Source organism: Pseudoxanthomonas kaohsiungensis (genome assembly GCF_010211765.1).
GTDB classification, from domain to species: Bacteria; Pseudomonadota; Gammaproteobacteria; order Xanthomonadales; family Xanthomonadaceae; genus Pseudoxanthomonas; species Pseudoxanthomonas kaohsiungensis.
This window is the reverse complement of sequence record NZ_PDWO01000014.1, coordinates 28,842-52,826: the sequence shown is the minus strand read 5'-3', so window position 1 is coordinate 52,826 and position 23,985 is coordinate 28,842. Positions and strand designations below refer to the sequence as shown.

At 68.8% G+C, this 23,985-nt stretch carries 21 protein-coding genes and 2 tRNA genes; all 23 read right to left on the bottom strand.

What is annotated here, in order from left to right; genetic code table 11:
- Window positions 1-33 precede the first annotated feature (33 nt).
- The 23 genes from truB to tpiA all read right to left on the bottom strand — a co-directional run bounded on the left by truB (window position 34) and on the right by tpiA (window position 23,890).
- Window positions 34-972, bottom strand: coding sequence for a tRNA pseudouridine(55) synthase TruB (truB, locus tag CSC66_RS13825; protein WP_162377987.1), 939 nt, complete (start codon window positions 970-972; stop codon window positions 34-36).
- Between the two features lie 100 nt (window positions 973-1,072).
- Window positions 1,073-1,435, bottom strand: a complete 363-nt coding sequence (gene rbfA, locus CSC66_RS13820) for a 30S ribosome-binding factor RbfA (RefSeq protein WP_162377986.1) — start codon at window positions 1,433-1,435, stop codon at window positions 1,073-1,075.
- A 147-nt stretch (window positions 1,436-1,582) separates the two neighbouring features.
- Entirely contained in the window at window positions 1,583-4,210 is a 2,628-nt protein-coding gene (gene infB, locus CSC66_RS13815) for a translation initiation factor IF-2 (protein ID WP_162377985.1), read from the bottom strand.
- A 162-nt stretch (window positions 4,211-4,372) separates the two neighbouring features.
- The gene (gene nusA / locus CSC66_RS13810; protein ID WP_162377984.1) at window positions 4,373-5,884 is read right to left on the bottom strand and encodes a transcription termination factor NusA; all 1,512 of its coding nucleotides are present in this window, start codon (window positions 5,882-5,884) and stop codon (window positions 4,373-4,375) included.
- A gap of 6 nt (window positions 5,885-5,890) precedes the next feature.
- Complete coding sequence (gene rimP / locus CSC66_RS13805; protein WP_162377983.1) at window positions 5,891-6,496, bottom strand: ribosome maturation factor RimP; 606 nt, start codon at window positions 6,494-6,496, stop codon at window positions 5,891-5,893.
- Window positions 6,497-6,720: 224 nt separating this feature from the next.
- Window positions 6,721-6,797: transfer RNA gene (locus CSC66_RS13800), tRNA-Met, on the bottom strand.
- A gap of 301 nt (window positions 6,798-7,098) precedes the next feature.
- Complete coding sequence (gene nuoN / locus CSC66_RS13795; RefSeq protein ID WP_162377982.1) at window positions 7,099-8,547, bottom strand: NADH-quinone oxidoreductase subunit NuoN; 1,449 nt, start codon at window positions 8,545-8,547, stop codon at window positions 7,099-7,101.
- Window positions 8,548-8,560: 13 nt separating this feature from the next.
- Window positions 8,561-10,072: an NADH-quinone oxidoreductase subunit M gene (locus CSC66_RS13790; protein ID WP_162377981.1), complete on the bottom strand. Its 1,512-nt coding sequence runs from the start codon at window positions 10,070-10,072 to the stop codon at window positions 8,561-8,563.
- A gap of 19 nt (window positions 10,073-10,091) precedes the next feature.
- The gene (gene nuoL, locus CSC66_RS13785) at window positions 10,092-12,257 is read right to left on the bottom strand and encodes an NADH-quinone oxidoreductase subunit L (protein WP_162377980.1); all 2,166 of its coding nucleotides are present in this window, start codon (window positions 12,255-12,257) and stop codon (window positions 10,092-10,094) included.
- 232 nt (window positions 12,258-12,489) lie between these two features.
- Entirely contained in the window at window positions 12,490-12,795 is a 306-nt protein-coding gene (nuoK, locus tag CSC66_RS13780; RefSeq protein ID WP_162377979.1) for an NADH-quinone oxidoreductase subunit NuoK, read from the bottom strand.
- The gene (locus tag CSC66_RS13775; protein ID WP_162377978.1) at window positions 12,792-13,433 is read right to left on the bottom strand and encodes an NADH-quinone oxidoreductase subunit J; all 642 of its coding nucleotides are present in this window, start codon (window positions 13,431-13,433) and stop codon (window positions 12,792-12,794) included. The genes nuoK and CSC66_RS13775 overlap by 4 nt, the downstream gene beginning before the upstream one ends.
- Before the next feature lie 7 nt (window positions 13,434-13,440).
- Window positions 13,441-13,929: an NADH-quinone oxidoreductase subunit NuoI gene (gene nuoI, locus CSC66_RS13770; protein ID WP_162377977.1), complete on the bottom strand. Its 489-nt coding sequence runs from the start codon at window positions 13,927-13,929 to the stop codon at window positions 13,441-13,443.
- A gap of 3 nt (window positions 13,930-13,932) precedes the next feature.
- Window positions 13,933-15,024, bottom strand: coding sequence for an NADH-quinone oxidoreductase subunit NuoH (nuoH, locus tag CSC66_RS13765; protein ID WP_162377976.1), 1,092 nt, complete (start codon window positions 15,022-15,024; stop codon window positions 13,933-13,935).
- On the bottom strand, window positions 15,021-17,285 hold the full coding sequence (gene nuoG, locus CSC66_RS13760) for an NADH-quinone oxidoreductase subunit NuoG (protein WP_162377975.1): 2,265 nt from the start codon (window positions 17,283-17,285) through the stop codon (window positions 15,021-15,023). The genes nuoH and nuoG overlap by 4 nt, the downstream gene beginning before the upstream one ends.
- Window positions 17,282-18,652, bottom strand: a complete 1,371-nt coding sequence (gene nuoF / locus CSC66_RS13755) for an NADH-quinone oxidoreductase subunit NuoF (protein ID WP_162377974.1) — start codon at window positions 18,650-18,652, stop codon at window positions 17,282-17,284. Before nuoF ends, nuoG begins: the two co-directional genes overlap by 4 nt.
- Window positions 18,653-18,663: 11 nt before the next feature.
- The gene (gene nuoE, locus CSC66_RS13750) at window positions 18,664-19,191 is read right to left on the bottom strand and encodes an NADH-quinone oxidoreductase subunit NuoE (RefSeq protein ID WP_162377973.1); all 528 of its coding nucleotides are present in this window, start codon (window positions 19,189-19,191) and stop codon (window positions 18,664-18,666) included.
- Window positions 19,188-20,504, bottom strand: a complete 1,317-nt coding sequence (locus CSC66_RS13745) for an NADH-quinone oxidoreductase subunit D (RefSeq protein WP_162378037.1) — start codon at window positions 20,502-20,504, stop codon at window positions 19,188-19,190. Before CSC66_RS13745 ends, nuoE begins: the two co-directional genes overlap by 4 nt.
- 8 nt (window positions 20,505-20,512) lie before the next feature.
- Window positions 20,513-21,265, bottom strand: a complete 753-nt coding sequence (locus CSC66_RS13740) for an NADH-quinone oxidoreductase subunit C (protein WP_162377972.1) — start codon at window positions 21,263-21,265, stop codon at window positions 20,513-20,515.
- Window positions 21,266-21,298: 33 nt separating this feature from the next.
- A complete protein-coding gene (locus CSC66_RS13735; protein WP_162377971.1) occupies window positions 21,299-21,874 on the bottom strand; it encodes a NuoB/complex I 20 kDa subunit family protein in 576 nt (191 codons plus the stop codon).
- Window positions 21,865-22,221, bottom strand: a complete 357-nt coding sequence (locus CSC66_RS13730) for an NADH-quinone oxidoreductase subunit A (protein WP_162377970.1) — start codon at window positions 22,219-22,221, stop codon at window positions 21,865-21,867. Before CSC66_RS13730 ends, CSC66_RS13735 begins: the two co-directional genes overlap by 10 nt.
- 289 nt (window positions 22,222-22,510) lie before the next feature.
- Window positions 22,511-22,595 (bottom strand) — tRNA-Leu (locus CSC66_RS13725).
- A 56-nt stretch (window positions 22,596-22,651) separates the two neighbouring features.
- Window positions 22,652-23,104: a preprotein translocase subunit SecG gene (secG, locus tag CSC66_RS13720; protein WP_162377969.1), complete on the bottom strand. Its 453-nt coding sequence runs from the start codon at window positions 23,102-23,104 to the stop codon at window positions 22,652-22,654.
- A 36-nt stretch (window positions 23,105-23,140) separates the two neighbouring features.
- Window positions 23,141-23,890 (bottom strand): triose-phosphate isomerase, encoded by a 750-nt coding sequence (tpiA, locus tag CSC66_RS13715; RefSeq protein ID WP_162377968.1) that lies wholly within the window; start codon window positions 23,888-23,890, stop codon window positions 23,141-23,143.
- Window positions 23,891-23,985: the final 95 nt, after the last annotated feature.

The window sequence follows — 23,985 nt, the reverse complement described above, 5'->3', positions numbered from 1 at the left end:
TTGTACCTGCGGGCACCCGCTCCGGACAAGGCGCTAGCCGCCGCAGCCCGGCTCCAGGGCCGGCCGGAACAGGCGCTGCGGCGACAGGCGGCCATCCGCTTCGACGCTGCCCAGGCCCAGGGGCCGGCCGCCGCGGGTGAACACGCCGGCCGGCTCGGCCGCCGGCCAGGGCCCGCGCAGGCGCTGTCCCAGGCTGAACCGGGCCGCCTCCCCCTCCTCCAGCTCGACCCGCGGGAGGCCGGCCAATCCCGCCGACAGGGGCAGCAGGCAGGCGTCCAGCGCGGCCTCGCCCGCCCCTTCGGCGAGCGCCTCCAGCTCCTCCAGGGTGTGCATCCGCGGCTCCCTGAACGGATCGACCCACAGCCGGCGCAGGCTGGCGATGTGCGCGCCGCACCCCAGGGCCTCGCCCAGGTCGCGTGCCAGGCTGCGGACGTAGGTGCCGGTTCCGCAGGTCACCCGGATGCGGAGCCGGTCGCCGGCGAAGTCCAGCAGTTCGATCGCGCGGACCTCCACCTCGCGCACGGGCGCTTCGATCGCCTCGCCCCGGCGCGCCCGCGCGTACAGCGGCTCACCGCCCTGCTTGAGCGCCGAATAGACCGGCGCACGCTGCTGCAGCACCCCGGTGAACGGAGCCAGCGCGGCCTCCAGCGCGGCGCGCTCCAGCACCGGCACCGGCCGCCGGCGCAGGGGCTGGCCGTCGGCATCGTCGGTGTCGGTGGTGGCCCCCAGCACGATGCCGGCCTCGTAGGCCTTGTCCGAGCCCAGCAGCAGGCCGGCCAGCTTGGTCGCCTCGCCGAAGCACAACGGCAGCAGCCCGGTCGCCAGCGGATCCAGGCTGCCGGTATGGCCGCCCTTCTCGGCCCGGAACAGCCGCCGCGCCGCCTGCAGGGCGGCGTTCGAGCTCATTCCCGCAGGCTTGTCGAGCAGCAGGATGCCGTCGAGGGGTCGGAAGCGGATCTTGGGACGGTTCATCGTCATGGCACGACCTGTGCGGCCCGCCGCAGCGGCGCGATCGCGCCGCGCCGCCGGCGGAGGGGATGGCGGCGCCAGGGCAGCCGGAGCGGGCGCAGGCCTACGACTCGGGGTCGATCGGCGGATTTTCCTTCAGCAGCGCCTCGATGCGCTCGCCGCGGTCGACCGAGTCGTCGTAGTGGAAATGCAATTCGGGCACGTGGCGCAACTTGACCCGCCGGGCGAGCTCCATGCGCAGTTCCCTGCCCAGTTCCTTCAGCGCCTTGACCGCCTCGGCCGAACGGTCGGGCAGCAGCGCCGTGACGAACACCTTGGCATGGGCCAGGTCGCGTGTGACCTCGACGTCGGAGACGCTCACCGAGGGCAGCCCATGCTCGCGCACGGCCTCGTGGATCAGCGTGCCCAGTTCGCGGCGCAGCTGCGCCGACACCCGGTCGGTACGGTGGAAGGACTTGGTGGGCATGGCTCTACTCCTCGCCGGCGCGTGGTCCGTGCCGGTGCAGACAACGGTAGCAGCCCGGCACGGCGGCAGGGCCCGAAACGACGGGACGGCCGCGTGGGCCGTCCCGTTCCTCGCGCATCGGCCGGCCCGTGCCGGCCGATGCGCGGCTTACAGCGTGCGCTGGACCTCGATGCGCTCGAAGCACTCGATCTGGTCGCCCGCCTTGACGTCGTTGTACTCCTTCACGCCGATGCCGCACTCGGTGCCGTTGCGCACTTCGTCCACGTTTTCCTTGAAGCGGCGCAGCGACTCCAGCTCGCCCTCGAATACGACCGTGTTGTCGCGGAGCACGCGGATCGGCTTGTTCCGCTTGACCACGCCCTCGATGACCATGCAGCCGGCTACCGCGCCGAACTTGGAGCTGCGGAAAACATCTCGCACCTGGGCGATACCGATGATCTCCTCGCGGATCTCCACGCCCAGCAGGCCCGAAGCGACCTGCTTCACCTGGTCGATGACGTCGTAGATGATCGAGAAATAGCGCAGGTCCACGCCGCTGGACTCGATGATCCGGCGGGCCGAGGCGTCGGCGCGGACGTTGAAGCCGATCACCGTGGCCTTGGTGGTCGCGGCGATGTTGGCGTCCGACTCGGTGATGCCGCCCACGCCGGAGCTGATCACGTTGATCCGGATCTGGTCGTTGGACAACGCCGTCAGCGACTGCTTGAGCGCCTCCACCGAACCCTGCACGTCGGCCTTGACCAGCAGGTTGAGGACCTGCTGGCCCTCGCCCTTGCCCATCTGGGCCATGATGTCTTCCATGCGGTTGCCCGCGGCCTGGACCAGGCGCGATTCGCGGCGCTTGGCGTCGCGCTGCTGGGCCACGTCCTTGGCCAGGCGCTCGTCCTTGACGACCACGAAGTCGTCGCCGGCATCGGGCACGCCCGACAGGCCGAGCACCTGCACCGGGATCGACGGGCCAGCCGAGGCCGGCTGGCCGCCGACCTCGTCGAACAGCGCGCGCACGCGGCCGTACTGGATGCCGCAGACCAGGTAGTCGCCCTTCTTCAGCTGGCCCTGCTGGACCAGCACGGTGGCGATCGGGCCACGGCCCTTGTCCAGCGCCGACTCGATGACCACGCCGCTGGCGTTGCCGTCCGGCACCGCCTTCAGCTCCAGCACTTCGGCCTGCAGCGAGATCGCATCGAGCAGCTCGTCCACGCCGGCGCCGGTCTTGGCCGACAGCTCGACCATCTGGGTGTCGCCGCCGAAGTCCTCGGCCACGACCTGCTCGCCGAGCAGTTCGTTCTTGACCCGCAGCGGGTCGGCATCGGACTTGTCGATCTTGTTGATCGCCACGATCAGCGGCACGCCGGCCGCCTTGGCGTGCTGGATGGCTTCCTTGGTCTGCGGCATGACGCCGTCGTCGGCCGCCACCACCAGCACCACGATGTCGGTCAGCTTGGCGCCGCGGGCACGCATGGAGGTGAAGGCCGCGTGGCCCGGCGTATCCAGGAAGCTGATCACGCCCTTGGGCGTTTCCACGTGGTAGGCGCCGATGTGCTGGGTGATGCCGCCGGCCTCGCCATGGGCGACCTTGGTGCGGCGGATGTAGTCCAGCAGCGAGGTCTTGCCGTGGTCGACATGGCCCATGATCGTGACCACCGGCGGACGCGGCGACATGTCGCCCTGGTCCTGCTCGACGTGCGCCAGCAGCTCGCTCTCGGCGTCGTCGTTGCCGGCGCGCACCACCTTGTGGCCGAGTTCCTCGGTCACCAGCGCGGCGGTGTCGTGGTCGATGGTCTGGGTGATGGTGGCCATCACGCCCATCTTGAACATCGCCTTGACCACGTCGCCGCCCTTGAGGGCGAGCTTCTGGGCCAGGTCGGCCACGGTGATCGCGTCACCGATGGCCACCTCGCGCACGACCGGCGCGGTCGGGCGCTCGAAGCCGCCGGCACCGCCGGCGGACGAACCGCCCCGCATCTCCTGGCGACGCGGCTTGGGCTTGCCACCCGGGCGGGTCGTGGTCCGGCGCGCACGCTCGGCGGCCGACAGGTGCAGCTGGCCGGCGAAGCGGCTGGCGGCCGAGTCGTCCTCGATCCCGGCAACCATCGCGTGCGAGCCGCGGGTCTTGTGCTTGTGGCCGCGGCCGTCGTCGGCACCCCGGTCCGGGGCCGGACGGTGGGCGGGCGTGGCGGCGCGGGGCGGGCGCGGCACGCTTTCGTCGATCGGTACGCGCGTCGCGGCCGGCTTCTGCCGCTCTTCGTCGGCCTTGCGCTGCTGCTCCTCGGCGAGGCGCTGGGCCTCCTCCTCCTGGCGCTTGCGCTCCAGCTCCTCGGCCCGGGCCCGGTCGACCTCGGCCAGGTGCTGCTGCTCGGCGAGGTTGCGCTGGCGCGACTCCTCCAGCTTGCGCAGGACCTCGGCGCGCTCGTCGTCGACCGAACCCGCCGGAGCGCCGGTGGTGGCGGCGCCCTCGGGCGCCTTCACGTAGGTGCGCTTCTGCCGGACCTCGACGTTGACCGTGGTCTTGCTGCGTCCTCCGCCGACGGTCAGCTCCTGGACCTTGCGGCGGGCCAGGGTGATCTTCTTCGGCGCGGCGGCGTCTTCGACCGGGGCTTCGGCCTTGCCGTGGGAGCGCTTGAGGAAGCCGAGCAGCTTGAGCTTCTCGGCGCTGGACACGACCTGGTCGGGATCGCTGAAGGGCATGCCGGCCTCGGCCAGCTGCTCCAGCAGCTTCTCGACCGGGGTGTTGACCAGCTCGGCGAGCTTGCGAATGGTGGTTTGCTGCGACATTCGGATCCTATGCTCTGTTTGGCGCCCCCTCGCGCAGAGCAAGGGAAACGCGGATTCTAAGCCCTTGCGGTTGCAGGGCGGTGTTCATCGCCGGCTCATTCGCCGTACTCCGTGGGGGCGGCCGGGGCGTTCACCGGCCCCGCTCCAGGCGGGCCGGGGCGCTCATGCGCCACGCTCCAGGCGGGCGATCTCCTCGGCGCGGGCAGCCAGGATCAGCGCCGCGGCGCGGGCCTCGTCCAGGCCTTCGATGCCGAACTCCACCACTTCGTCGGCGGCCAGGTCGGACAGGTCCTCGCTGGTGCGCACCCCGTGCGAGGCCAGGGCGAAGGCGGTTTCCTCGTCCATGCCTTCCAGCGCCAGCAGGTCCTCGGCCGGCTGGTGCTCGTCCAGCTCCTCCTCCACCGCCAGCGCCTCGTTGAGCAGGGCGTCGCGGGCGCGCGAGCGCAGCTCCTCGACGATGTCCTCGTCGAAGCCCTCGACCGCCAGCAGCTCGCCGACCGGGACGTAGGCGATCTCCTCGACCGTGTTGAAGCCCTCGGCGACCAGGATCCCGGCGATCTCCTCGTCGACTTCCAGCTTGTCCATGAACAGCTGGCGGGCCACGGCCTGCTCGGCCTCCGACTTGGCCGCGACCTGGTCCTGGGTCATGACATTGAGCTGCCAGCCGGTCAGGCGGCTGGCCAGGCGCACGTTCTGGCCGCCCTTGCCGATCGCCTGGGCCAGGCGGTCCTCGGCCACGGCCAGGTCCATCGAGTGCTTCTCCTCGTCGACGATGATCGACTGCACCTCGGCCGGCGCCATCGCGTTGATGACGAAGTTGGCCGGGTTGTCGTTCCACAGCACGATGTCCACGCGCTCGCCGTTGAGCTCGTTGCTCACCGCCTGCACGCGCGAGCCGCGCATGCCGATGCACGCGCCGATCGGGTCGGTGCGGTTGTCGTGCGCGACCACGGCGATCTTGGCGCGGTCGCCCGGATCGCGGGCGCAGGCCTTGATCTCGACCAGGCCCTGGCCGACTTCCGGCACCTCGAGCTTGAACAGTTCGATCATGAACTCCGGCGCGCCGCGGCTGATGAACAGCTGCGGGCCGCGCGGTTCGCTGCGGACCTCGAACAGGTAGCCGCGCACGCGGTCGCCGGTGCGCAGCACGTCGCGCGGAATGCCCTTGTCCTTGGGGATGAAGGCCTCGGCATTGCCGCCCAGGTCGACATAGATGTTGCCGCGCTCGGCGCGCTTGACCACGCCGGTGACCAGCTCGCCGACGCGGTCCTTCCAGGCATCGACCACCTGCTGGCGCTCGGCCTCGCGGACGCGCTGCACGATCACCTGCTTGGCCGCCTGCGCGGCGATGCGCCCGAACTCCGGGTTCTCGATCTGCTCCTCGATCCAGTCGCCGACCTCGACGCCGTCGGCCTCGTCGACCGCGTCCATCAGCCGGATCTGGCGGTCCGGGGACTCCATGACCACGTCATCGGCCACCACTTCCCAGCGGCGGAAGGTCTCGTAGCTGCCGTCCTTGCGGTCGATCGCCACGCGGGTGACCACGTCCTGGTCGACGTAGCGCTTCTTGGCCGCCGAGGCCAGCGCGGCCTCGAGCGCGTCGAAGATCACATCGCGCGGCACGCCCTTTTCGTTGGCGACCGCGTCCACTACCAGAAGAAGTTCCTTGCTCATCTCGATTTACCCCGCGTGCGGCTTTCCGGCCGCCGGCTTGTTGGAGGATTGCTTGCCAGTGCTGCCGTTGCCGGTCTTCGGCGCAGGCTTGCCCTTGTTCGAGGGCGAATACTTGTTCGGCGCCAGGCCGAGCGCGGCCCAGTCCGGGACCAGGCGCGCCTTGTCGATGTTCTCGGCGGCCACCGCGAACTCCGCGCCATCCAGCCCGAACACCACCGTGCCGGCCTCGACCCGCAGGATCCTGCCCTGCAGCCGGCGGCGGCCGTCCTGCGGCAGCTTCAGCGACACCTTGGCCTGCTCGCCCAGGAAACGGGAGAAATGCGCTGGCGTGAACAGCGGCCGGTCCAGGCCGGGCGAGGACACCTCGAGGGTGTAGTTGCCGGAGATCGGATCGGCCACGTCCAGCTGCGCCGACACCTCGCGGCTGACCGCCTCGCAGTCCTCGATGGTGACCGTGCGGGCGGCCTCGCCGGCGTCAGCGGGCACGTCGATATACAGGCGCAGGGTCGCGCCGCCGGGCGCCGGCAGGTATTCGATGCCAAGCAGCTCCAGGCCCAGCGACTCGACGGTCGGACCCAGCAGCTCGGTGATTTCGCTGTGCTTGTCGCTCATTGCGGCGGCTTCTCGAACGCGGAAAACGGAAGCTTGGACGACGTCCGGACCCCGGAAACGACAAAGGGCCCGACCGGGCCCCTTGTCCGACGGGAGGCCCGCCTGGGCTTCCCATCCGATGATGCTGGAATCGGCGCAACGGCGGGAACATGCGCCGTTGCAAGCCCAGGCTTTGTGGCCGCCGTTTTCCCGTGGAAACACCGGGAAAACGGAACCACGAAACATGGTAGCGGGGGCAGGATTTGAACCTGCGACCTTCGGGTTATGAGCCCGACGAGCTGCCAGACTGCTCCACCCCGCAGCAGAGGCGGGATTATGACGATTGGCCGGACCTATTGCAAGCCTCGGGAGCGTCTGCCGCCTGAACCGTGGACCTGGAGGGTTCGCCGGCTGCAGGTCTGAAGGCATCCGCCTTGGCCTGGGATGCCGTGCGCCGGGTGCCATGGCGAGCAGGCCATGGCTGGCGTGCCCCCGCCGGGAAGCAGCAACCACGGAATTCGGCAGCCCCTCCCGGATCCGGCGCACCTGTCCGGCTTCCCGACAAAGCAGAACCCCCGGCAAGAAGCCGGGGGTTCTCTTGGAGACCTGATGGCGGCGGCGGATCACATGAAAGCGCGCTGGCACCACTCCAGGATCGGGTTGAGGCCCAGCGGCAGCACCAGCAGGGCCAGCGAGTTCACGCCCAGCACGATGCCCAGCACGCGATCGTTGTGCCCCGGCAGCGGCGCGCCGACCGGCTCGTCGAAGTACATCACCTTGATGACGCGCAGGTAGTAGAAGGCGCCGATCACCGCACAGATCACGCCCAGCAGCGCCAGCCACAGCATCCCGCCCTGCACCGCCGCGCCCAGCACGGCCAGCTTGGTCCAGAAGCCGAGGAACGGAGGCACGCCGGCCAGCGAGGCCATGATGCACAGCACCAGTCCGGCCATCCACGGGTTGCGCGCGTTCAGGCCCTTGAAGTCGTCGATGTTCTCGGCCTCGAAGCCCTGCCGCGACAGCGCGATGATCGCGCCGAAGGACGCCGCCGACATCAGCGCGTAGGCGATGGCATAGAACAGCGCCGCCGCGTAGCCGCGCTCGTCGCCGCTGGCCAGGCCCATCAGCAGGAAGCCGATGTGGGAGACGGTCGAGTACGCGAGCATGCGCTTGAGGTTGCTCTGGGCCACGGCCATCAGGTTGCCGACCACCAGCGAGACCGCGGCCAGGCCCGCCAGCAGCCACTTCCATTCATCGGCCAGCGGGCCCATGCCGGCCTCCAGCAGCCGCCAGGCCATGCCGAACGCAGCCAGCTTCGGGGCGGAGCTGACGAACAGCGCGACCGGCGCGGTGGCGCCCTGGTACACGTCCGGCAGCCACATGTGGAACGGCGCGGCGCCGAGCTTGAAGGCCACGCCGGCGACCATGAACACCGTGCCGGTCAGCAGCAGCGTGCGCTCGTCCGAGCCGGCGATGGCGGCGTTGATCGCATCCAGCTGCAGCGTGCCGGTGGCGCCGTAGACGAGCGACATGCCGTACAGCAGCAGGCCCGAGGCCAGCGAGCCCAGGACGATGTACTTCATCGCCGCCTCGGTCGCCTTGCCGTTGTCGCGATCGGCCGCCACCAGCGCGTAGGAACACAGGGCCAGCAGCTCCAGGCCCAGGTAGACCATGACCAGGCTGCCGGCCGAGACGAGCATCATCATGCCGGCGGTGGCGAACAGCACCAGCACGGGCACCTCGCCCTTGTACAGCTCGCGCTCGCGCAGGTAGCTCCAGCCGTAGACGAGGGTCAGCCCGCTCATCAGCACGATCGCCAGCTTCATCACGTCGGCGGCGGTATCGCGCACGAACATGCCGTTCATCACCGTGCCCTGCCCGCCCTGGCCGGTCGCCAGCATCGCCAGCACCACGACCAGCACCAGCACCGACAGGAAGTGGGTCCAGACCTTGTGCCGGGCGTCGATGAACAGGTCCACGATCAGCAGCGCGAAGGCGCCACCGATCAGCACCAGTTCCGGCAGCAGCGGCAGCAGCTCGGCGGCGGTCGGCATCGAGGGAGACGTGATCATCTTCTGGGAATCCTTACAGCTTGCTGGTGGCGATCTGGATCGCCAGTTGCGCGATCGACGGCTCCATCAGGTCGGTCAGCGGCTTGGGCCACACGCCGAGCAGCAGGGTACCGGCGGCGAACACCCCCAGCACCAGCGCCTCGCGGCCGTTGATGTCCTTCATCTCGGCCACGTGCGCGTTGCCGACCTCGCCGAAGAACACGCGCTTGTACAGCCACAGCGTGTACGCGGCGGTGATCACGAGCGTGGTGGCGGCCAGGAACGCGACCATCGGATGCTTCTGGAAGCTGGCCATGATGACCATGAACTCGCCGACGAAGCCGCTGGTGCCCGGCAGGCCGGCATTGGCCATGAAGAACAGCATCGAGAAGGCGGCAAACCACGGCATCACGTTGGCCACGCCGCCGTAGTCGGCGATCCGGCGCGTGTGCATGCGGTCGTAGAGGACGCCAATGCAGGTGAACATCGCGCCCGAGACGAAACCGTGCGAGACCATCTGCACCATCGCGCCCTGCAGGCCAAGGCGGGCGGCGTCGAGCGAGCCGAAGTCGCGCACCAGGGTGAAGACGATGAACGTGCCGAGGGTGACGAAACCCATGTGCGCGACCGACGAGTACGCGACGAGCTTCTTCATGTCGTCCTGTACCAGCGCGACCAGGCCGACGTAGACCACCGCGATCAGCGACAGCGTGATCACCAGCCAGGCGTACTCGTGGCCGGCATCCGGGGTGATCGGCAGGTTGAAGCGCAGGAAGCCGTAGCCGCCGATCTTCAGCGCGATCGCCGCCAGGATCACCGAACCGGCGGTCGGCGCCTCGACGTGGGCGTCCGGCAACCACGTGTGGACCGGGAACATCGGCACCTTGACCGCGAAGGCGATCATGAAGGCGAAGAAGATCCAAGTCTGCTCGCGGGCCGTCAGCGGCAGCGCGTACAGGTCGGCCAGCTGGAAGCTGCCGCCCTTCAGGTACAGGTAGACCAGGGCCACCAGCATCAGCACCGAGCCGAGGAAGGTGTACAGGAAGAACTTCAGCGCCGCATAGATGCGCCGCGGCCCGCCCCAGACGCCGATGATCAGGAACATCGGGATCAGCATGGCCTCGAAGAACACGTAGAACAGGATCGCGTCGGTGGCGGCGAAGATACCCACCGTCACGCCCTGCAGGATCAGGAACGAGGCCACGTACTGGTGCACGCGCTTGTTGACCACGCCCCAGGCGCCGACCAGGGCCAGCACGCCGACGAGGGTGGTCAGCAGGATCAGCGCGACCGCGATGCCGTCCACGCCGAGGTTGTAGTGGATGCCGTAGGACGGGATCCAGGCGTGCCGCTCGACGAACTGCATGCCAGGGTCGGCGTAGTCGAAGCCGGTCAGCAGCCGCAGGCTGGCCAGCAGCGTGGCCACCGCCACGGCCAGCGAGGCCCAGCGCGCGGCCGCCGCCCGGGTTTCGCCCAGGGCGAGGATCAGCGCGCCGCCGATCACCGGCAGCCAGATCAGGACACTAAGCAGATGCGTGTTCGCCACGTCTCGTTCTTCCGTACGGTCAGCGCCAGACACGCATGAGCACGGCCAGAAGTGCAATCAGGCCGATGATCATCGCGAAGGCGTAGTGGTAGAGGTAACCGGATTGGGTGCGGCGCAGCAGCGTGGCGGCCAGGTCGACCACGCGCGCGCTGCCGTTCACGAGCACCCCGTCGATCAGGGTGCTGTCGATCCAGCGCGACATGCGGCCCAGCGCGACGCCACCACCGGCGAAGCCCTTGATCCACAGGTGGTCGAAGCCGTACTTCTCTTCGAGGATCCGCACCAGCGGCGCGAAAGTGCGGCGCGCGCGGCCGGCCAGGTCGGGCTTCCACAGGTAGAACAGGGCCGCGAGCAGGAAGCCGGCCACGGTCAACCAGAAGGCCGGCATCATCATGCCGTGGGTCGCGTAGGCGACCGGACCATGCCAGAACTCCTCGCCGACGCGGGCGATGGTGTCGCGCGCCGGATCGATGAAGTCGATCGCGCCGGTGAAGTAGGTCACGAGCTGCCCGGGCACCGCCGCGGCGTGGTGCGTGCCCTTCCAGTCGGTGCCGAACAGCATCGGGCCTGCGGTGAAGAAGCCGATCAGCACCGACGGGATCGCCAGCAGGACCAGCGGCACGGTCACCACCCAGGGCGATTCGTGCGGCTCGTGTGCGCCGTTGTGGGCATGGTCGTCGTGGCCGTGCTCGTCGGCGTGCGCATGGGCATCCTGGCCGTGCGCGGCCTCGGCATGGCCGTGGTGGGCGTCATGGCCGTGCCCATGGCCGGCGTGCGCATCGCGGAAGCGCTCCGGCCCATGGAAGGTCATGAACAGCAGGCGGAAGCTGTAGAAGCTCGTCACGATCACGCCGCCCAACACCGCCCAGTAGGCGTAGTGCGGGATGAACCAGGCCCAGCCGCTGGCCGCCCCGGCGCCATGCGCGTGCAGCGCGGCGGCCTCGATGATGGTGTCCTTGGAGTAGAACCCGGAGAAGAACGGCGTGCCGACCAGGGCCAAGGTGCCGATGACGCTGGTCCAGTAGGTGACCGGCATGTACTTGCGCAGGCCGCCCATCTTCCGCATGTCCTGTTCGTGGTGCATGCCGATGATCACCGAGCCCGCGGCCAGGAACAGCAACGCCTTGAAGAAGGCGTGGGTCATCAGGTGGTAGACCGCGCCCGAGTAGGCCGAAACGCCCAGCGCCACGGTCATGTAGCCCAGCTGCGACAGGGTCGAATAGGCGACCACGCGCTTGATGTCGTTCTGGACGATGCCGATCAGGCCCATGAAGAACGCGGTGGTGGCGCCGATGAACAGCACGAACGCCAGCGCGGCCTCGGACAGCTCGAACAGCGGCGACATGCGCGCCACCATGAAGATGCCCGCGGTCACCATCGTCGCGGCATGGATCAGCGCCGAGATCGGCGTCGGGCCTTCCATCGAGTCCGGCAGCCAGACGTGCAGCGGCACCTGCGCCGACTTGCCCATCGCGCCGATGAACAGGCAGACGCAGATGATCGTGGCCACGCCCCAGGGATGGCCCTCGAAGATCTGCACCTGCGCGCCGGCCAGCTGCGGCGCGTTGGCGAACACCGTCGCGTAGTCCAGCGTCCCGAACCACAGCAGCACGCCGGCGATGCCCAGCAGGAAGCCGAAATCGCCCACGCGGTTGACCAGGAACGCCTTCATGTTGGCGAACACCGCGGTCGGGCGCTTGAACCAGAAGCCGATCAGCAGGTACGACACCAGGCCGACCGCTTCCCAGCCGAAGAACAGCTGCAGGAAGTTGTTGCTCATCACCAGCATCAGCATGCTGAAGGTGAACAGCGAGATGTAGCTGAAGAAGCGCTGGTAGCCCGGGTCGTCGGCCATGTAGCCGATGGTGTAGACGTGGACCAGCAGCGACACGAAGGTCACCACCACCATCATCATCGCGGTCAGCCGGTCGACCATGAAGCCGACGTGGGCCGAGTAGCCGCCGACTTCGAAGAACGTGTAGACGTTCTGGTTGAACGGCGAGGCACCGCCGGCCACCAGCTGGTACAGGACCCAGCACGACAGCGCGCAGCTGGCGGCCACGCCGAGAATGGTCGCGTACTGCGCGCCCCTGCGGCCGACCTGGCGCCCGAACAGGCCCGCGATGATGCTGCCCAGCAACGGGGCCAGCACGATCAGCAGCAGATGGGTTTTGGAGATGATCATGGTGTGCCGTCTAATCCAGTACGTGCCTGTCGGTGCGGACGCGGGCCCGGGGCCCTCGCCTGCGCATGCCGCAATTCCCTACTATCGCCAGCCGCATCGCCTCGAAGGCCGAAGCGTTGCGCGATCATTGGTGTTCCCCGCCGTTCCTGGCGGTACCGCGCGGGTCCCGGAGAACCCCGCCCGGCCATCCGTGGCCGGGCGCTGGGCGGATCGAACCGATGGCTCGGTCCGCTCAGCCCTTGAGCGTGTCCACCTCGCCGACGTTGATCGTGCCCCGGGTCCGGAACAACGCGACCAGGATCGCCAGGCCGATCGCCGCTTCGGCCGCGGCCACCGTCAGGATGAAGAAGACGAAGATCTGCCCTGCCGCATCCCCAAGCTCGCGCGAGAACGCGATGAAGTTGATGTTGACCGACAGCAGCATCAGTTCGATCGACATCAGCAGGACGATGACGTTCTTCCGGTTGAGGAAGATGCCGGCCATGCTGATGCAGAACAGCACCGCGCCCAGCGCGAGCAGGTGTCCGAGCGTGATCATGCCTGGCCCTCCCCTTCGGCCGGTGCCGCGGGCGCCGGCTTCTCCGCCGGCATGGACACCATGCGCAGCCGGTCGCCGGCCTTCACCCGCGACTGCTCGGACGGGTTCTGCGTCTTGATGCCGGTGCGCTTGCGCAGGGTCAGCATGACCGCCGCCACCACCGCCACGGTCAGGATCACGGCGGCGAACTCGAACGGCAGGATGAAGCCGGTGAACAGGTGCTCGGCCAGCCACTTGGTGTTGGACGTATCGGCGGCCACCGAGGCGGCGTTGTCCGGGAACGGCGCCGCGGCGCGCATCTTCACCCCGATCAGGCTGAGCATCTGCACCAGCATCACCACCGCCACGACCAGGCCCACGGGCAGGAACCGCACCCAGCCCTCGCGCAGCGCCGCAACGTCGATGTCCAGCATCATCACCACGAACAGGAACAGCACCATCACCGCGCCGACGTAGACCAGGATCAGGGCCACGCCGAGGAACTCGGCGCCGACGAGCAGCCAGACGCAGGCCACGGAGAAGAACGTGAGGATCAGGCACAGCACCGCGTTGACCGGGTTGCGCACGCTGATCACGGCGCCGGCGGATACGACCGCGGTGGCGGCGAAGGCATAGAAGGCGATCTTGATCCAGTCCATCGTGGCCTCAGCGGTAGGCGGCGTCGGCGGCGCGGCGCTCGGCGATCTCCGCCTCCAGGCGGTCGCCGATGGCCAGCAGCTGCGGCTTGGTGACGATGTTCTCGCCGCGCTTCTCGAAGTGGTACTCCAGCACGTGCGTCTCCACGATCGAATCCACCGGGCAGCTTTCCTCGCAGAAGCCGCAGTAGATGCACTTGAACAGGTCGATGTCGTAGCGCGTGGTGCGGCGGGTGCCGTCCTCGCGCTTGGTCGAGTCGATGGTGATGGCCAGCGCCGGGCACACCGCCTCGCACAGCTTGCAGGCGATGCAGCGTTCCTCCCCGTTCGGGTAGCGGCGCAGCGCGTGCAGGCCGCGGAAGCGCGGCGACTGCGGGAACTTCTCCATCGGGTACATCAGCGTGTACTTGGGACGGAAGAGGTAGCGGAACGTCAGGCCGAGCCCCTGGATCAGCTCCAGCAGCATCAGGCTCTTGAAGTAGTGGACGACTTTGTTCATCGGTCAGGCGCCCTTCTCGAACACGCCATAGAACACCAGCAGCGCGGTGACCGCGATCCAGGCGATCGTGATCGGGATGAAGACCTTCCAGCCCAGCCGCATGATCTGGTCGTAGCGGTAGCGCGGGAAGCTGGCGCGGAACCAGATGTAGGCGCTGGCGAAGAAGAACACCTTCAGCAGGGTCCAAGGCCAGCCACCCTTCCAGAGCCAGTCGATCCACGGCGACACGTCGCCGGTGACCCAGCCCTGGACCGGGCTCAGCCAGCCGCCCAGGAAGAAGATCGTGATCAGGAAGCTGACCAGGATCATGTTGGCGTACTCGGCCAGGAAGAACAGCGCGAACGCCGAACCCGAGTACTCGACCATGTGGCCGGCCACGATCTCCGACTCGCCCTCGACCACGTCGAACGGCGCGCGGTTGGTCTCGGCCACGCCGGACACCCAGTAGACGACGAACAGCGGCAGCAGCGGCAGCCAGAACCATTCCAGGAAGCCCGAGTTGCCGGCCTGGGCCATGACGATGTCGGTCAGGTTCAGGCTGCCGGCGGCGATCAGCACGCCGACCAGGGCGAAGCCCATCGCGATCTCGTAGCTGACCACCTGCGCGGCCGAGCGCATCGCACCCAGGAACGCGTACTTCGAGTTCGAGGCCCAGCCGGCGATGATCACGCCGTACACGCCCAGCGAGGTCATCGCCAGCAGGTACAACAGGCCGGCATTGGCGTTGGACAGCACCAGCTTGTAGTCGAGCGGGACCACGGCCCAGGCCGCGAACGCCGGCGCCAGCACGATCAGCGGCGCCAGGATGTACATCGTCCTGTGCGCGTTCGCCGGCCGGATGACTTCCTTGAACAGCAGCTTGAAGACGTCGGCGAACGCCTGGAAGATGCCCATGCCCACGTACATCGGCCCGTGGCGCACGTGCATCCAGCCGATCAGCTTGCGCTCCCAGACCACGTAGAACGCCACCGCGATGATCACCGGCATGGCGATGGTCAGGATCTTCAGCACGATCCACAGTGCCGGGCCCAGCTCGCCGAGCGCATGGAACCATTCGCGCAGCGGGCCAACCGCCTGAATCAGCAACTCGTTCATGCCTTCACCACCTCGACCCGGCCCGCGCCCAGCGGCGCGGTGGCGCCGTGGCCGCCTTCGATCCATGCCACGCCCGCGGCGACGCCCGCATCCATCGCCACCGGCAGCGTCGCCGTGCCGTGTGCGCCCTTGACCTTGGCGACCGTTCCGTCGGCCAGGCCGGCGGCGGCGGCGTCGGCCGGGTTGAGCACCAGGCGCGCCTCGCGATTGAGCGGATGCGCCTGCAACGCCGGCGCACGGCGCACCACGGCGTCGGTGCGGTAGATCGCCGGCACCAGCGCGAGCTCCAAACCGGCGCCCGCCAACCCTGCGCCCTCCGCGTTGCCGGCCTGTCCGGCCTTGACCAGGACCTTGCGGCCGCCTTCCAGCAGCGCGCGCGCGCCGGCCAGGTCGGTGAACTCGAAGCCCGGCAGGTCCAGTTCGCCGCCGAGCGCGCGCAGTACCCGCCAGCCCTCGCGGGCCTGGCCGGGCAGCTTGCCGCCAGCGCGTGCCGGCTGCTCGACGCCGTCGAGGTTGGTCAGCGTGGCCTCGACCTCGGGCAGCGCGCCGATTGGCAGGATCACGTCGGCCACCGCGCGGGTGGATTCGCAGGCGAAGTGGCTGAAGGCCACGACCTGCGCGCCGTTCAACGCCTTCAGCGCCGCGGCGGTGTCGGCGAAGTCCAGGCCCGGCTCGATTCCGTACAGGACGTAGGCGCTACGCGGCTGGGCGAACATCGCGGCGACGTCGCGGGCGGCCGGCAGCACCCCGGCGCGCGCCAGGCCGACGGCATTGGCGCCCTGCGGGATGCGGCACAGCGAGGCCCCGGTGGCGGCGGCGAAGTCGCGCGCGGCAGCGCGGATCGTGGCCGCCTGCGGATGGTTCTCGGCGATCGCGCCAACGATGACCACCGCGCGCGTGGCGGCCTTGGCGGCATCGCGCAGGGCGGCATCGCCCAGCGCCTCGGCCAGGCGCGACGGCGGCACGATCTGCTTGCCGGCGAGGCTGAAGGCGAAGTCGAAGTCGACCGGGTTGAGCGCATGGATGCGCGCGTTGCGCTTGACCTGCGCCTGGCGCAGGCGTGCATGCAGCAGCGGCAGCTCGTGGCGCACGTGGGTGCCGACCAGCACGACCACGTCGGCCTGCTCGATCTCGGCCAGCGGCAGCGCGAACGGCTCGGCCACGGCGGCGTCGGAGAAGTCGCGGTTGCCGATTCGGTGGTCGAGGTTGCCGCTGCCCAGTTCGCCGGCCAGCACGGCCAGCAGGCCGCCCTCCTCGTTGGAGGTCGCCGGATGGGCCAGCACGCCCAGCGCGTCGCCCTGGTGCGCGCGCAGGATCTCGCCCGCCGCGGCCAGCGCCTCGGTCCAGCTCACCTCGCGCCACTGCCCGTCCACCTTGCGCATAGGCACGGTGGCGCGGTCAGCCGCGTACAGGCCCTGGTGCGAATAGCGGTCGCGGTCGGACAGCCAGCACTCGTTGACCGCTTCGTTGTCACGCGGCACGGTGCGCAGCACTTCGCCGCGGCGCACGTGCAGGTACAGGTTGGAACCCATGGCGTCGTGGTAGCCGAGCGACTCCTTCGCGACCAGCTCCCACGGACGGGCGCGGAACTGGAACACCTTGTTGGTCAGCGCGCCCACCGGGCACACGTCCACGACGTTGCCGGACAGTTCGGTGGTCAGCGGCTTGCCATCGTAGGTGCCGATCTGGAGGTTCTCGCCCCGGTACATGCCGCCCAGCTCGTAGGTGCCGGCGATCTCCGCGGTGAAGCGCACGCAGCGCGTGCACTGGATGCAGCGGGTCATCTCGGTGGCGACCAGCGGACCGATGTCCTCGTCCGGCACCACGCGCTTGCGCTCGACGTAGCGGCTGACCGAACGCCCGTAGCCGAGCGAGACGTCCTGCAGCTCGCACTCGCCGCCCTGGTCGCAGATCGGGCAGTCGAGCGGGTGGTTGATCAGCAGGAACTCCATCACGTTCCGCTGGGCCTTGAGCGCCTTCTCGTTGCGGGTGAAGACCTTCAGGCCGTCCATCACCGGGGTGGCGCACGCCGGCGACGGCTTGGGCGCGGAGCGCCCGCCGACCTCGGTGTCGACCAGGCACATGCGGCAGTTGGCCGCCACGGCCAGCTTGTCGTGGTAGCAGAAGCGCGGGATGGGGATGCCGGCCTTGTCGGCGGCATGGATGATCATCGACCCCTTGGGCGCGGCCAGCTCGACCCCGTCGATGAAGACGGTGACGTGATCGGGCGGCAGGTTCGGGTTCACCGGCTGCGCACTCACGCGGCCACCTCCAGCTTGCTGCGCACCACGGTGCCGTCGCGCTCGTCGTCGACCAGGAAGCGCTTGTTGACGATCGCGTACTCGAACTCGTGCCAGAAATGGCGCAGGAAGCCCTGCACCGGCCAGGCGGCGGCCTCGCCGAACGCGCAGATGGTGTGGCCTTCGATCTGGCCGGCCGCCGCGCGCAGGGTGTGCAGGTCTTCCAGGGTCGCCTTATGCTCGGCCACGCGGGTCAGCATGCGGTACATCCAGCCGGTGCCCTCGCGGCACGGCGTGCACTGGCCGCAGCTTTCCTTGAAGTAGAAGCGGGCGATGCGCTGGCACGCACGCACCATGCAGGTCGTCTCGTCCATCACCACGACCGCGCCCGAGCCCAGGCCGGAGCCGGCCTTCTGGATCGCGTCGTAGTCCATGGTCAGCCCCATCATCACTTCGCCCGGCAGCACCGGCATCGAGGAACCGCCCGGGATCACCGCCTTGATCTTCCTGCCTTCGCGCATCCCGCCGCACAGTTCCAGCAGTTCGGCGAAGGGGGTGCCCAGGCGGATCTCGTGGTTGCCCGGCCTGGCGACATGGCCGGAGACCGAGAAGATCTTGCAGCCGCCGTTGTTGGGCTTGCCCAGGTTCATGAACCACTCGGCGCCGTTGCGCACGATCGCAGGCACCGAGGCGTAAGTCTCGGTGTTGTTGATCGTGGTCGGCTTGCCGTACAGGCCGAAGTTGGCCGGGAACGGCGGCTTGAAGCGCGGCTGGCCCTTCTTGCCTTCCAGCGACTCCATCAGCGCGGTCTCTTCACCGCAGATGTAGGCGCCCGCGCCCAGCGCGTTGTACAGGTCGATGTCCACGCCCGAGCCGAGGATGTCCTTGCCCAGCCAGCCGTTGGCGTAGGCCTCGGCCGTGGCTTCCTCGAGGTGCTCGAACGGCTCGTGGTGGAACTCGCCGCGCAGGTAGTTGTAGCCCACGGTGGAACCGGTGGCGTAGCAGGCGATCGCCATGCCCTCGATCACCGCGTGCGGGTTGTAGCGCAGGATGTCGCGGTCCTTGGCGGTGCCCGGCTCGGACTCGTCGGAGTTGCAGAGGATGTACTTCTGCATGTCGCCCTTGGGCATGAAGCTCCACTTCAGGCCGGTCGGGAAGCCCGCTCCGCCACGGCCGCGCAGGCCCGACTGCTTGACCATCTCGATCACGTCGGCCGGCGGGATCTTCTCGGTGAGGATCCGCCGCAGCGCCTGGTAGCCGCCGGTCTTCAGGTAGTTCTCGTACGACCACGGCTTGTCGAAGTGCAGGGTCGTATAAACCGCCTGGTGCTCCTTCGGCGCCGGGCCGACCGGGCCGTAGCCCTCGGAAATCTTGGTGTGGTGCGCCATCTGCCGTGGCCTCACTTCAGTCCGTCGAGCAGCTCGTCCACCTTCTCGGGGGTGAGCTTCTCGTGGTAATGGCCGTTGATCACGACCACCGGGGCGCCGCAGCACGCGGCCACGCACTCTTCCTCGCGCTTGAGGTAGACGCGGCCGTCGGCGGTCGATTCGCCCAGCTTGCAGCCCAGCTTCTTCTCGGCGTGGGCGACCAGGCCCTCGGCGCCGTTGAGCCAGCAGCTGATGTTGGTACAGAAGGCCACGTTGTTCCGGCCGACCTTCTCGACCTCGAACATCGAATAGAACGTGGCGACCTCGTAGGCCCAGACCGGCGGCAGGTCGAGGTAGCGGGCCACGCCGGCGATCAGCTCGTCGGTGAGCCAGCCGCCGTTCTGCTCCTGGGCGGCGTGCAACCCCTGCAGCACCGCCGACCGCTTGCGGTCCGGCGGGAACTTGGTCAGCCAGTGGTCGATGTGCGCGCGCGTGTCGTCGCTCAGGACGACCATCGGGTCGACGTGGCGCGCGTTCTCGAAGTTACCGGTGGCCTTCATCGATCCACCTCACCGAATACAAGGTCATAAGTACCGATCATGGCGACGACGTCGGCCAGCATGTGGCCGCGCACGATCTCGTCCATCGAGGACAGGTGCGCGAAGCCGGGGGCGCGCAGGTGCACGCGGAACGGCTTGTTGGCGCCGTCGGAAACCAGGTAGCAGCCGAACTCGCCCTTGGGGGCCTCGACCGCGGCGTAGGTCTCGCCGGCCGGCACGCAGTAGCCCTCGGAGAACAGCTTGAAGTGGTGGATCAGCGCTTCCATGTCGTCCTTCATCTCCTCGCGCTTGGGAGGGGCGACCTTGAAGTTCTGGACCATGACCGGGCCGGGGTTGGCCTTCAGCCACTCCACGCACTGGGCGATGATGCGGTTGGACTGGCGCATCTCGGCGACCCGGACCAGGTAACGGTCGTAGCAGTCGCCGTGGGTGCCGAGCGGAATGTCGAAATCGACGCTGTCGTACTTGGCGTAGGGCTGCTTCTTGCGCAGGTCCCAGGCGATGCCCGAACCGCGCAGCATCACGCCGGTCATCGACCAGGCCTTGGCCTGCTCCGGGCTGATCACGCCGATGCCGACGGTGCGCTGCTTCCAGATGCGGTTGTCGGTCAACAGCGTCTCGTACTCGTCCACGCGCTTGGGGAACTCGCGGGTGAAGTGCTCGACGTAGTCCAGCATCGAGCCCTCGCGGGCCTCGTTGAAGCGCTTGAGCTTGGCGCCCTTGTGCCAGGGCGATTCCTTGTACTTGGGCATGCGGTCGGGCAGGTCGCGGTAGACGCCGCCGGGCCGGTAGTAGGTCGCGTGCATGCGCGCGCCGCTGACCGCCTCGTACACGTCCATCAGCTCTTCGCGCTCGCGGAACGCGTACAGGAACACCGCCATCGCGCCCAGGTCCAGCGCGTTGGAGCCCAGCCACATCAGGTGGTTCAGGATCCGGGTGATCTCGTCGAACATCGTGCGGATGTACTGGGCGCGCTCGGGAGCCTCGATTCCCATCAGGGCCTCGATCGCGCGCACGTAGGCGTGCTCGTTGCACATCATCGAGCAGTAGTCCAGGCGGTCCATGTAACCGATCGACTGGTTGAATGGCTTGGACTCGGCCAGCTTCTCGGTGCCGCGGTGGAGCAGGCCCACGTGCGGGTCGGCGCGGACGATGGTCTCGCCGTCCATCTCCAGGATCAGGCGCAGCACGCCATGCGCGGCCGGGTGCTGCGGGCCGAAGTTCATGGTGTAGTTGCGGATTTCCTGCCTGGCCTCGCCGGGATTGCTGGCGAACGCGGCGCCTGCCTGGTGGATGGTGGTGTCGGGCGTCATCTGTGCGCTCACTTGGCGGCCTCCCGCTGGGCGGCTTCGCCGGCGGCGGTCTGGTAGCGGGCGTCGTCGCGGATCACGCGCGGCACGCCCACGCGCGGCTCGACCGAGGTGACCGGCTCGTAGACCACGCGCTTGCGCTCTTCGTCGTAGCGCACCTCGACGTTGCCGATCAGCGGGAAGTCCTTGCGGAACGGATGGCCGACGAAGCCGTAGTCGGTGAGGATCCGGCGCAGGTCCGGATGGCCTTCGAAGACGATGCCGTACAGGTCGAACGCCTCGCGCTCGAACCAGTTGGCGCCCGGCCAGATGCCGGTGACCGAGGCCACCATCGGCAGCGCGTCGTCGGGCGCGAAGCCGCGGACGCGGACGCGCTGGTTGTTGGCGTAGGAAATCAGGTGCAGGACCGCGGCGAAGCGACGCTGCGGCGCCTCGATGGGAGTGATCGCGCCGCCGTCTTCCTGGCTGGGGCGCTCGCCCCAGCCGAAGCGGCCGGTGCCCTTGCCTTCCACGCCACGGCTGAAGCCGCCGGAGGAGACGCCGTCGGTGTCCCACTCGTCGCTGCCGTAACCCAGGTAGTCGATGCCACTGACCGCGGTCAGCTGTTCGAAGCCGAACTCGTCGCGCAGCGCCTGGCACAGCGGCAGCCATTCATGGCCTGCGGTCTCCAGGGTGATCTCGCCACGGGGTTCGGCCACGGTCACCACGGCGTCCGCGAAGCGGTCGCGCAGTCGTTGGGCGAAGGAGGCTGCTGGCTCGGCCATGGGGCTTGGCGTATTCCAAAGAAGGGCGTGGGTTCAGCGGTCTATCGTGTTGGCTTGCCTGGCGACGGTCTGCGTGCGCCAGATCTTCTTCTGCAACTGCAGGATGCCGTAGACCAGCGCCTCGGCCGTCGGCGGGCAGCCGGGCACGTAGACGTCGACCGGCACGATGCGGTCGCAGCCACGGACCACCGAGTAGGAATAGTGGTAGTAGCCGCCGCCGTTGGCGCAGCTGCCCATCGAGATGACCCATTTCGGATCGGGCATCTGGTCGTAGACCTTGCGCAGCGCCGGGGCCATCTTGTTGACCAGGGTGCCGGCCACGATCATCACGTCGGACTGGCGCGGCGACGGGCGGAAAACCACCCCGTACCGGTCCAGGTCCAGGCGCGCGGCGCCGGCGTGCATCATCTCCACCGCGCAGCAGGCCAGGCCGAAGGTCATCGGCCACATCGAGCCGGTGCGGGCCCAGTTCACCAGGGCGTCGACGCTGGTGGTGACGTAGCCCTTCTCCAGCAGCGGGTTGTCGCCCTCGGGACGCAGGATGTCGTCCACCCGCCCTTCCGGGATCGGGTTGGTCATCAGGCGGTCGAGGGTCTGGATCACTCCCATTCGAGCGCTCCCTTCTTCCAGACGTAGATGAAGCCGAGGAAGAGCATCCCCACGAACAGGCCCATGGTGACCAGCGCGCGCGGTCCCAGCTCCTGGAACACGAGGGTCCACGGCACGATGAAGATGATTTCCAGGTCGAAGACGATGAACTGGATCGCGATGAGGTAGTAGCGCACGTCGAACTTCATGCGCGCGTCCTCGAACGCCTCGAAGCCGCACTCGTAGGGCGACAGCTTCTGCGCATCCGGGCGGCGCGGCCCGAGCACGTGGCCGACGATGATCAGCGCGACGCCGATACCGGTGGCCACGATCAGGAACAACAGGGTCGGCAGGTATTGGGCCAGCACGTGCGGTTCTCTCTTGCCTCTGCCCGGCAGGCCGGGCTTGGGTCAGTTTCCGCGAAGGCCGCGGAGCGCCTGTTGCGTCGTCGCCGCCGGGTGACCGGCGATGCCGCGGACGGGCGCATGTGCCGGTGTCCGCTGCGATTGTGCACAGCAGCGGAATTGTAGCGGCTGCGCGGCTCGGTAGTAAACGCTTGCACGTTGCCGCAGTGCGGCGAATCCAAAGAAAAAGCCCGCTGCGAGCGGGCCTTGTCTTGTACCGCGATCCGTCGCGCTCGGCGCGGCGGCTTTCACATGGTGCCCAAGAGGGGACTCGAACCCCTACGACCTAAGTCGCTACCACCTCAAGGTAGTGCGTCTACCAATTCCGCCACCTGGGCATGTCTTGCTCGTCGTCAAACGTGCGCCGGACCAGCGGCGCGGCGCATTGTACGCCTTACTGCGCCGGCGGAGCAGCCTCCGGCTGCGGCGCGGGCACCGTCCCGGCGTCGACCGGGGCGTTCTCGACCGGCGGCGCGACCGGCGCGGCCGCGGGCACCTCGGTCGCGGCCGGCGCCGGCGGCGGCACCGGCATCTCGCCCGGGGCCGGGGCACCCTGCACCGGCGCGACCGGCTCGCCCATCAGGCCCAGGCTCTGCTGCGCCACCGGGCGGGCGCTGTGGCTGGCGTACCAGGCCATGAACAGGCTGATCCCGAAGAACACCACGGCCAGCCACTTGGTGCTCTTGGACAGGAAATTGGACGCGCCACGGGCGCCGAACACCGTGCCCGAGGCACCGGCGCCAAACCCGGAGCCGGCGGCGGCGCCGGCGCCGCGCTGGAGCAGGATCAGCGCGATCATGGCGATCGCCACCAGCACGTACACCACGTTGAGGATCAGCATCAGCATTCTTGTCGTCTCGACTTGCTCGTCTCGCCCCGGGGCCTAGGCGGCCGACCGGGCAATGGCCAGGAAATCCGCGGCCACCAGCGAGGCGCCGCCGATCAGCCCGCCGTCTACGTCCGGCTGCGCGAAGAGCGCGCCGGCGTTGTCGGGCTTCACGCTGCCACCGTAGAGGATCGGCAGGGAATCGGCGATTCTAGCATCGTGCCCGGCGATCTGGCGACGGATGAAGGCGTGCATGGCCTGGGCCTGCTCGGGGGTGGCGGTCCGGCCGGTACCGATCGCCCAGACCGGCTCGTAGGCCACGACCGCACTGGCGAACCCCGCCACCCCGACCAGGTCCAGGACCGGCTGCAGCTGGGCGGCGATCACCGCCTCGGCCTCGCCCGCATCCCGCTGCGCCAGCCCCTCGCCCATGCACAGCACCGGTTTCAGCCCGGCATTGAGGGCCGCGCGGAACTTCAGCGCGACCAGCTCGCTGCTTTCGTGGTGGTACTGGCGCCGCTCCGAATGCCCGCACAGGCCGTACCGCGCACCGACGTCGACCAGCATCGAGGCGGAGACCTCGCCGGTATACGCCCCTTGCTCGTTGCTGCTCACGTCCTGGGCGCCGAAGGCCAGCGGCGTGCCCTCGAAGTCCTCGATCAGGTCCCCCAGGTAGGGCAGCGGCGGCAGGACCACCAGCTCGACCCCCGGCACCGGCGCGGCCCCGGCGATCTGGCCGAGCAGCGACGTGGCGAACGCACGCGACCCGTGAAGCTTCCAGTTGCCCGCGACGATCCTGCGACGCATGCCCTTCCCCGCATAGCCTGTATTGCCGGAAAGGATACCGCGCGGTACGGATGTCCTGCGCGCTGACAACGCAGGACACCGGCCGGGCAGCCCGG

Excerpts from the sequence above, each read along its gene's own strand:
- CSC66_RS13775 (WP_162377978.1), bottom strand. The coding sequence starts at position 13,433 with ATGGACTGGATCAAGATCGCCTTCTATGCCTTCGCCGCCACCGCGGTC.
- CSC66_RS13745 (WP_162378037.1), bottom strand. The coding sequence starts at position 20,504 with ATGACGCCCGACACCACCATCCACCAGGCAGGCGCCGCGTTCGCCAGC.
- nusA (WP_162377984.1), bottom strand. The coding sequence starts at position 5,884 with ATGAGCAAGGAACTTCTTCTGGTAGTGGACGCGGTCGCCAACGAAAAG.
- rimP (WP_162377983.1), bottom strand. The coding sequence starts at position 6,496 with ATGAGCGACAAGCACAGCGAAATCACCGAGCTGCTGGGTCCGACCGTC.
- CSC66_RS13740 (WP_162377972.1), bottom strand. The coding sequence starts at position 21,265 with ATGGCCGAGCCAGCAGCCTCCTTCGCCCAACGACTGCGCGACCGCTTC.
- nuoE (WP_162377973.1), bottom strand. The coding sequence starts at position 19,191 with ATGAAGGCCACCGGTAACTTCGAGAACGCGCGCCACGTCGACCCGATG.
- infB (WP_162377985.1), bottom strand. The coding sequence starts at position 4,210 with ATGTCGCAGCAAACCACCATTCGCAAGCTCGCCGAGCTGGTCAACACC.
- tpiA (WP_162377968.1), bottom strand. The coding sequence starts at position 23,890 with ATGCGTCGCAGGATCGTCGCGGGCAACTGGAAGCTTCACGGGTCGCGT.
- nuoN (WP_162377982.1), bottom strand. The coding sequence starts at position 8,547 with ATGATCACGTCTCCCTCGATGCCGACCGCCGCCGAGCTGCTGCCGCTG.
- truB (WP_162377987.1), bottom strand. The coding sequence starts at position 972 with ATGAACCGTCCCAAGATCCGCTTCCGACCCCTCGACGGCATCCTGCTG.
- nuoI (WP_162377977.1), bottom strand. The coding sequence starts at position 13,929 with ATGAACAAAGTCGTCCACTACTTCAAGAGCCTGATGCTGCTGGAGCTG.
- nuoH (WP_162377976.1), bottom strand. The coding sequence starts at position 15,024 with ATGAACGAGTTGCTGATTCAGGCGGTTGGCCCGCTGCGCGAATGGTTC.
- CSC66_RS13735 (WP_162377971.1), bottom strand. The coding sequence starts at position 21,874 with ATGGGAGTGATCCAGACCCTCGACCGCCTGATGACCAACCCGATCCCG.
- nuoL (WP_162377980.1), bottom strand. The coding sequence starts at position 12,257 with ATGATCATCTCCAAAACCCATCTGCTGCTGATCGTGCTGGCCCCGTTG.
- secG (WP_162377969.1), bottom strand. The coding sequence starts at position 23,104 with ATGCTGATGCTGATCCTCAACGTGGTGTACGTGCTGGTGGCGATCGCC.
- nuoF (WP_162377974.1), bottom strand. The coding sequence starts at position 18,652 with ATGGCGCACCACACCAAGATTTCCGAGGGCTACGGCCCGGTCGGCCCG.
- nuoK (WP_162377979.1), bottom strand. The coding sequence starts at position 12,795 with ATGATCACGCTCGGACACCTGCTCGCGCTGGGCGCGGTGCTGTTCTGC.
- rbfA (WP_162377986.1), bottom strand. The coding sequence starts at position 1,435 with ATGCCCACCAAGTCCTTCCACCGTACCGACCGGGTGTCGGCGCAGCTG.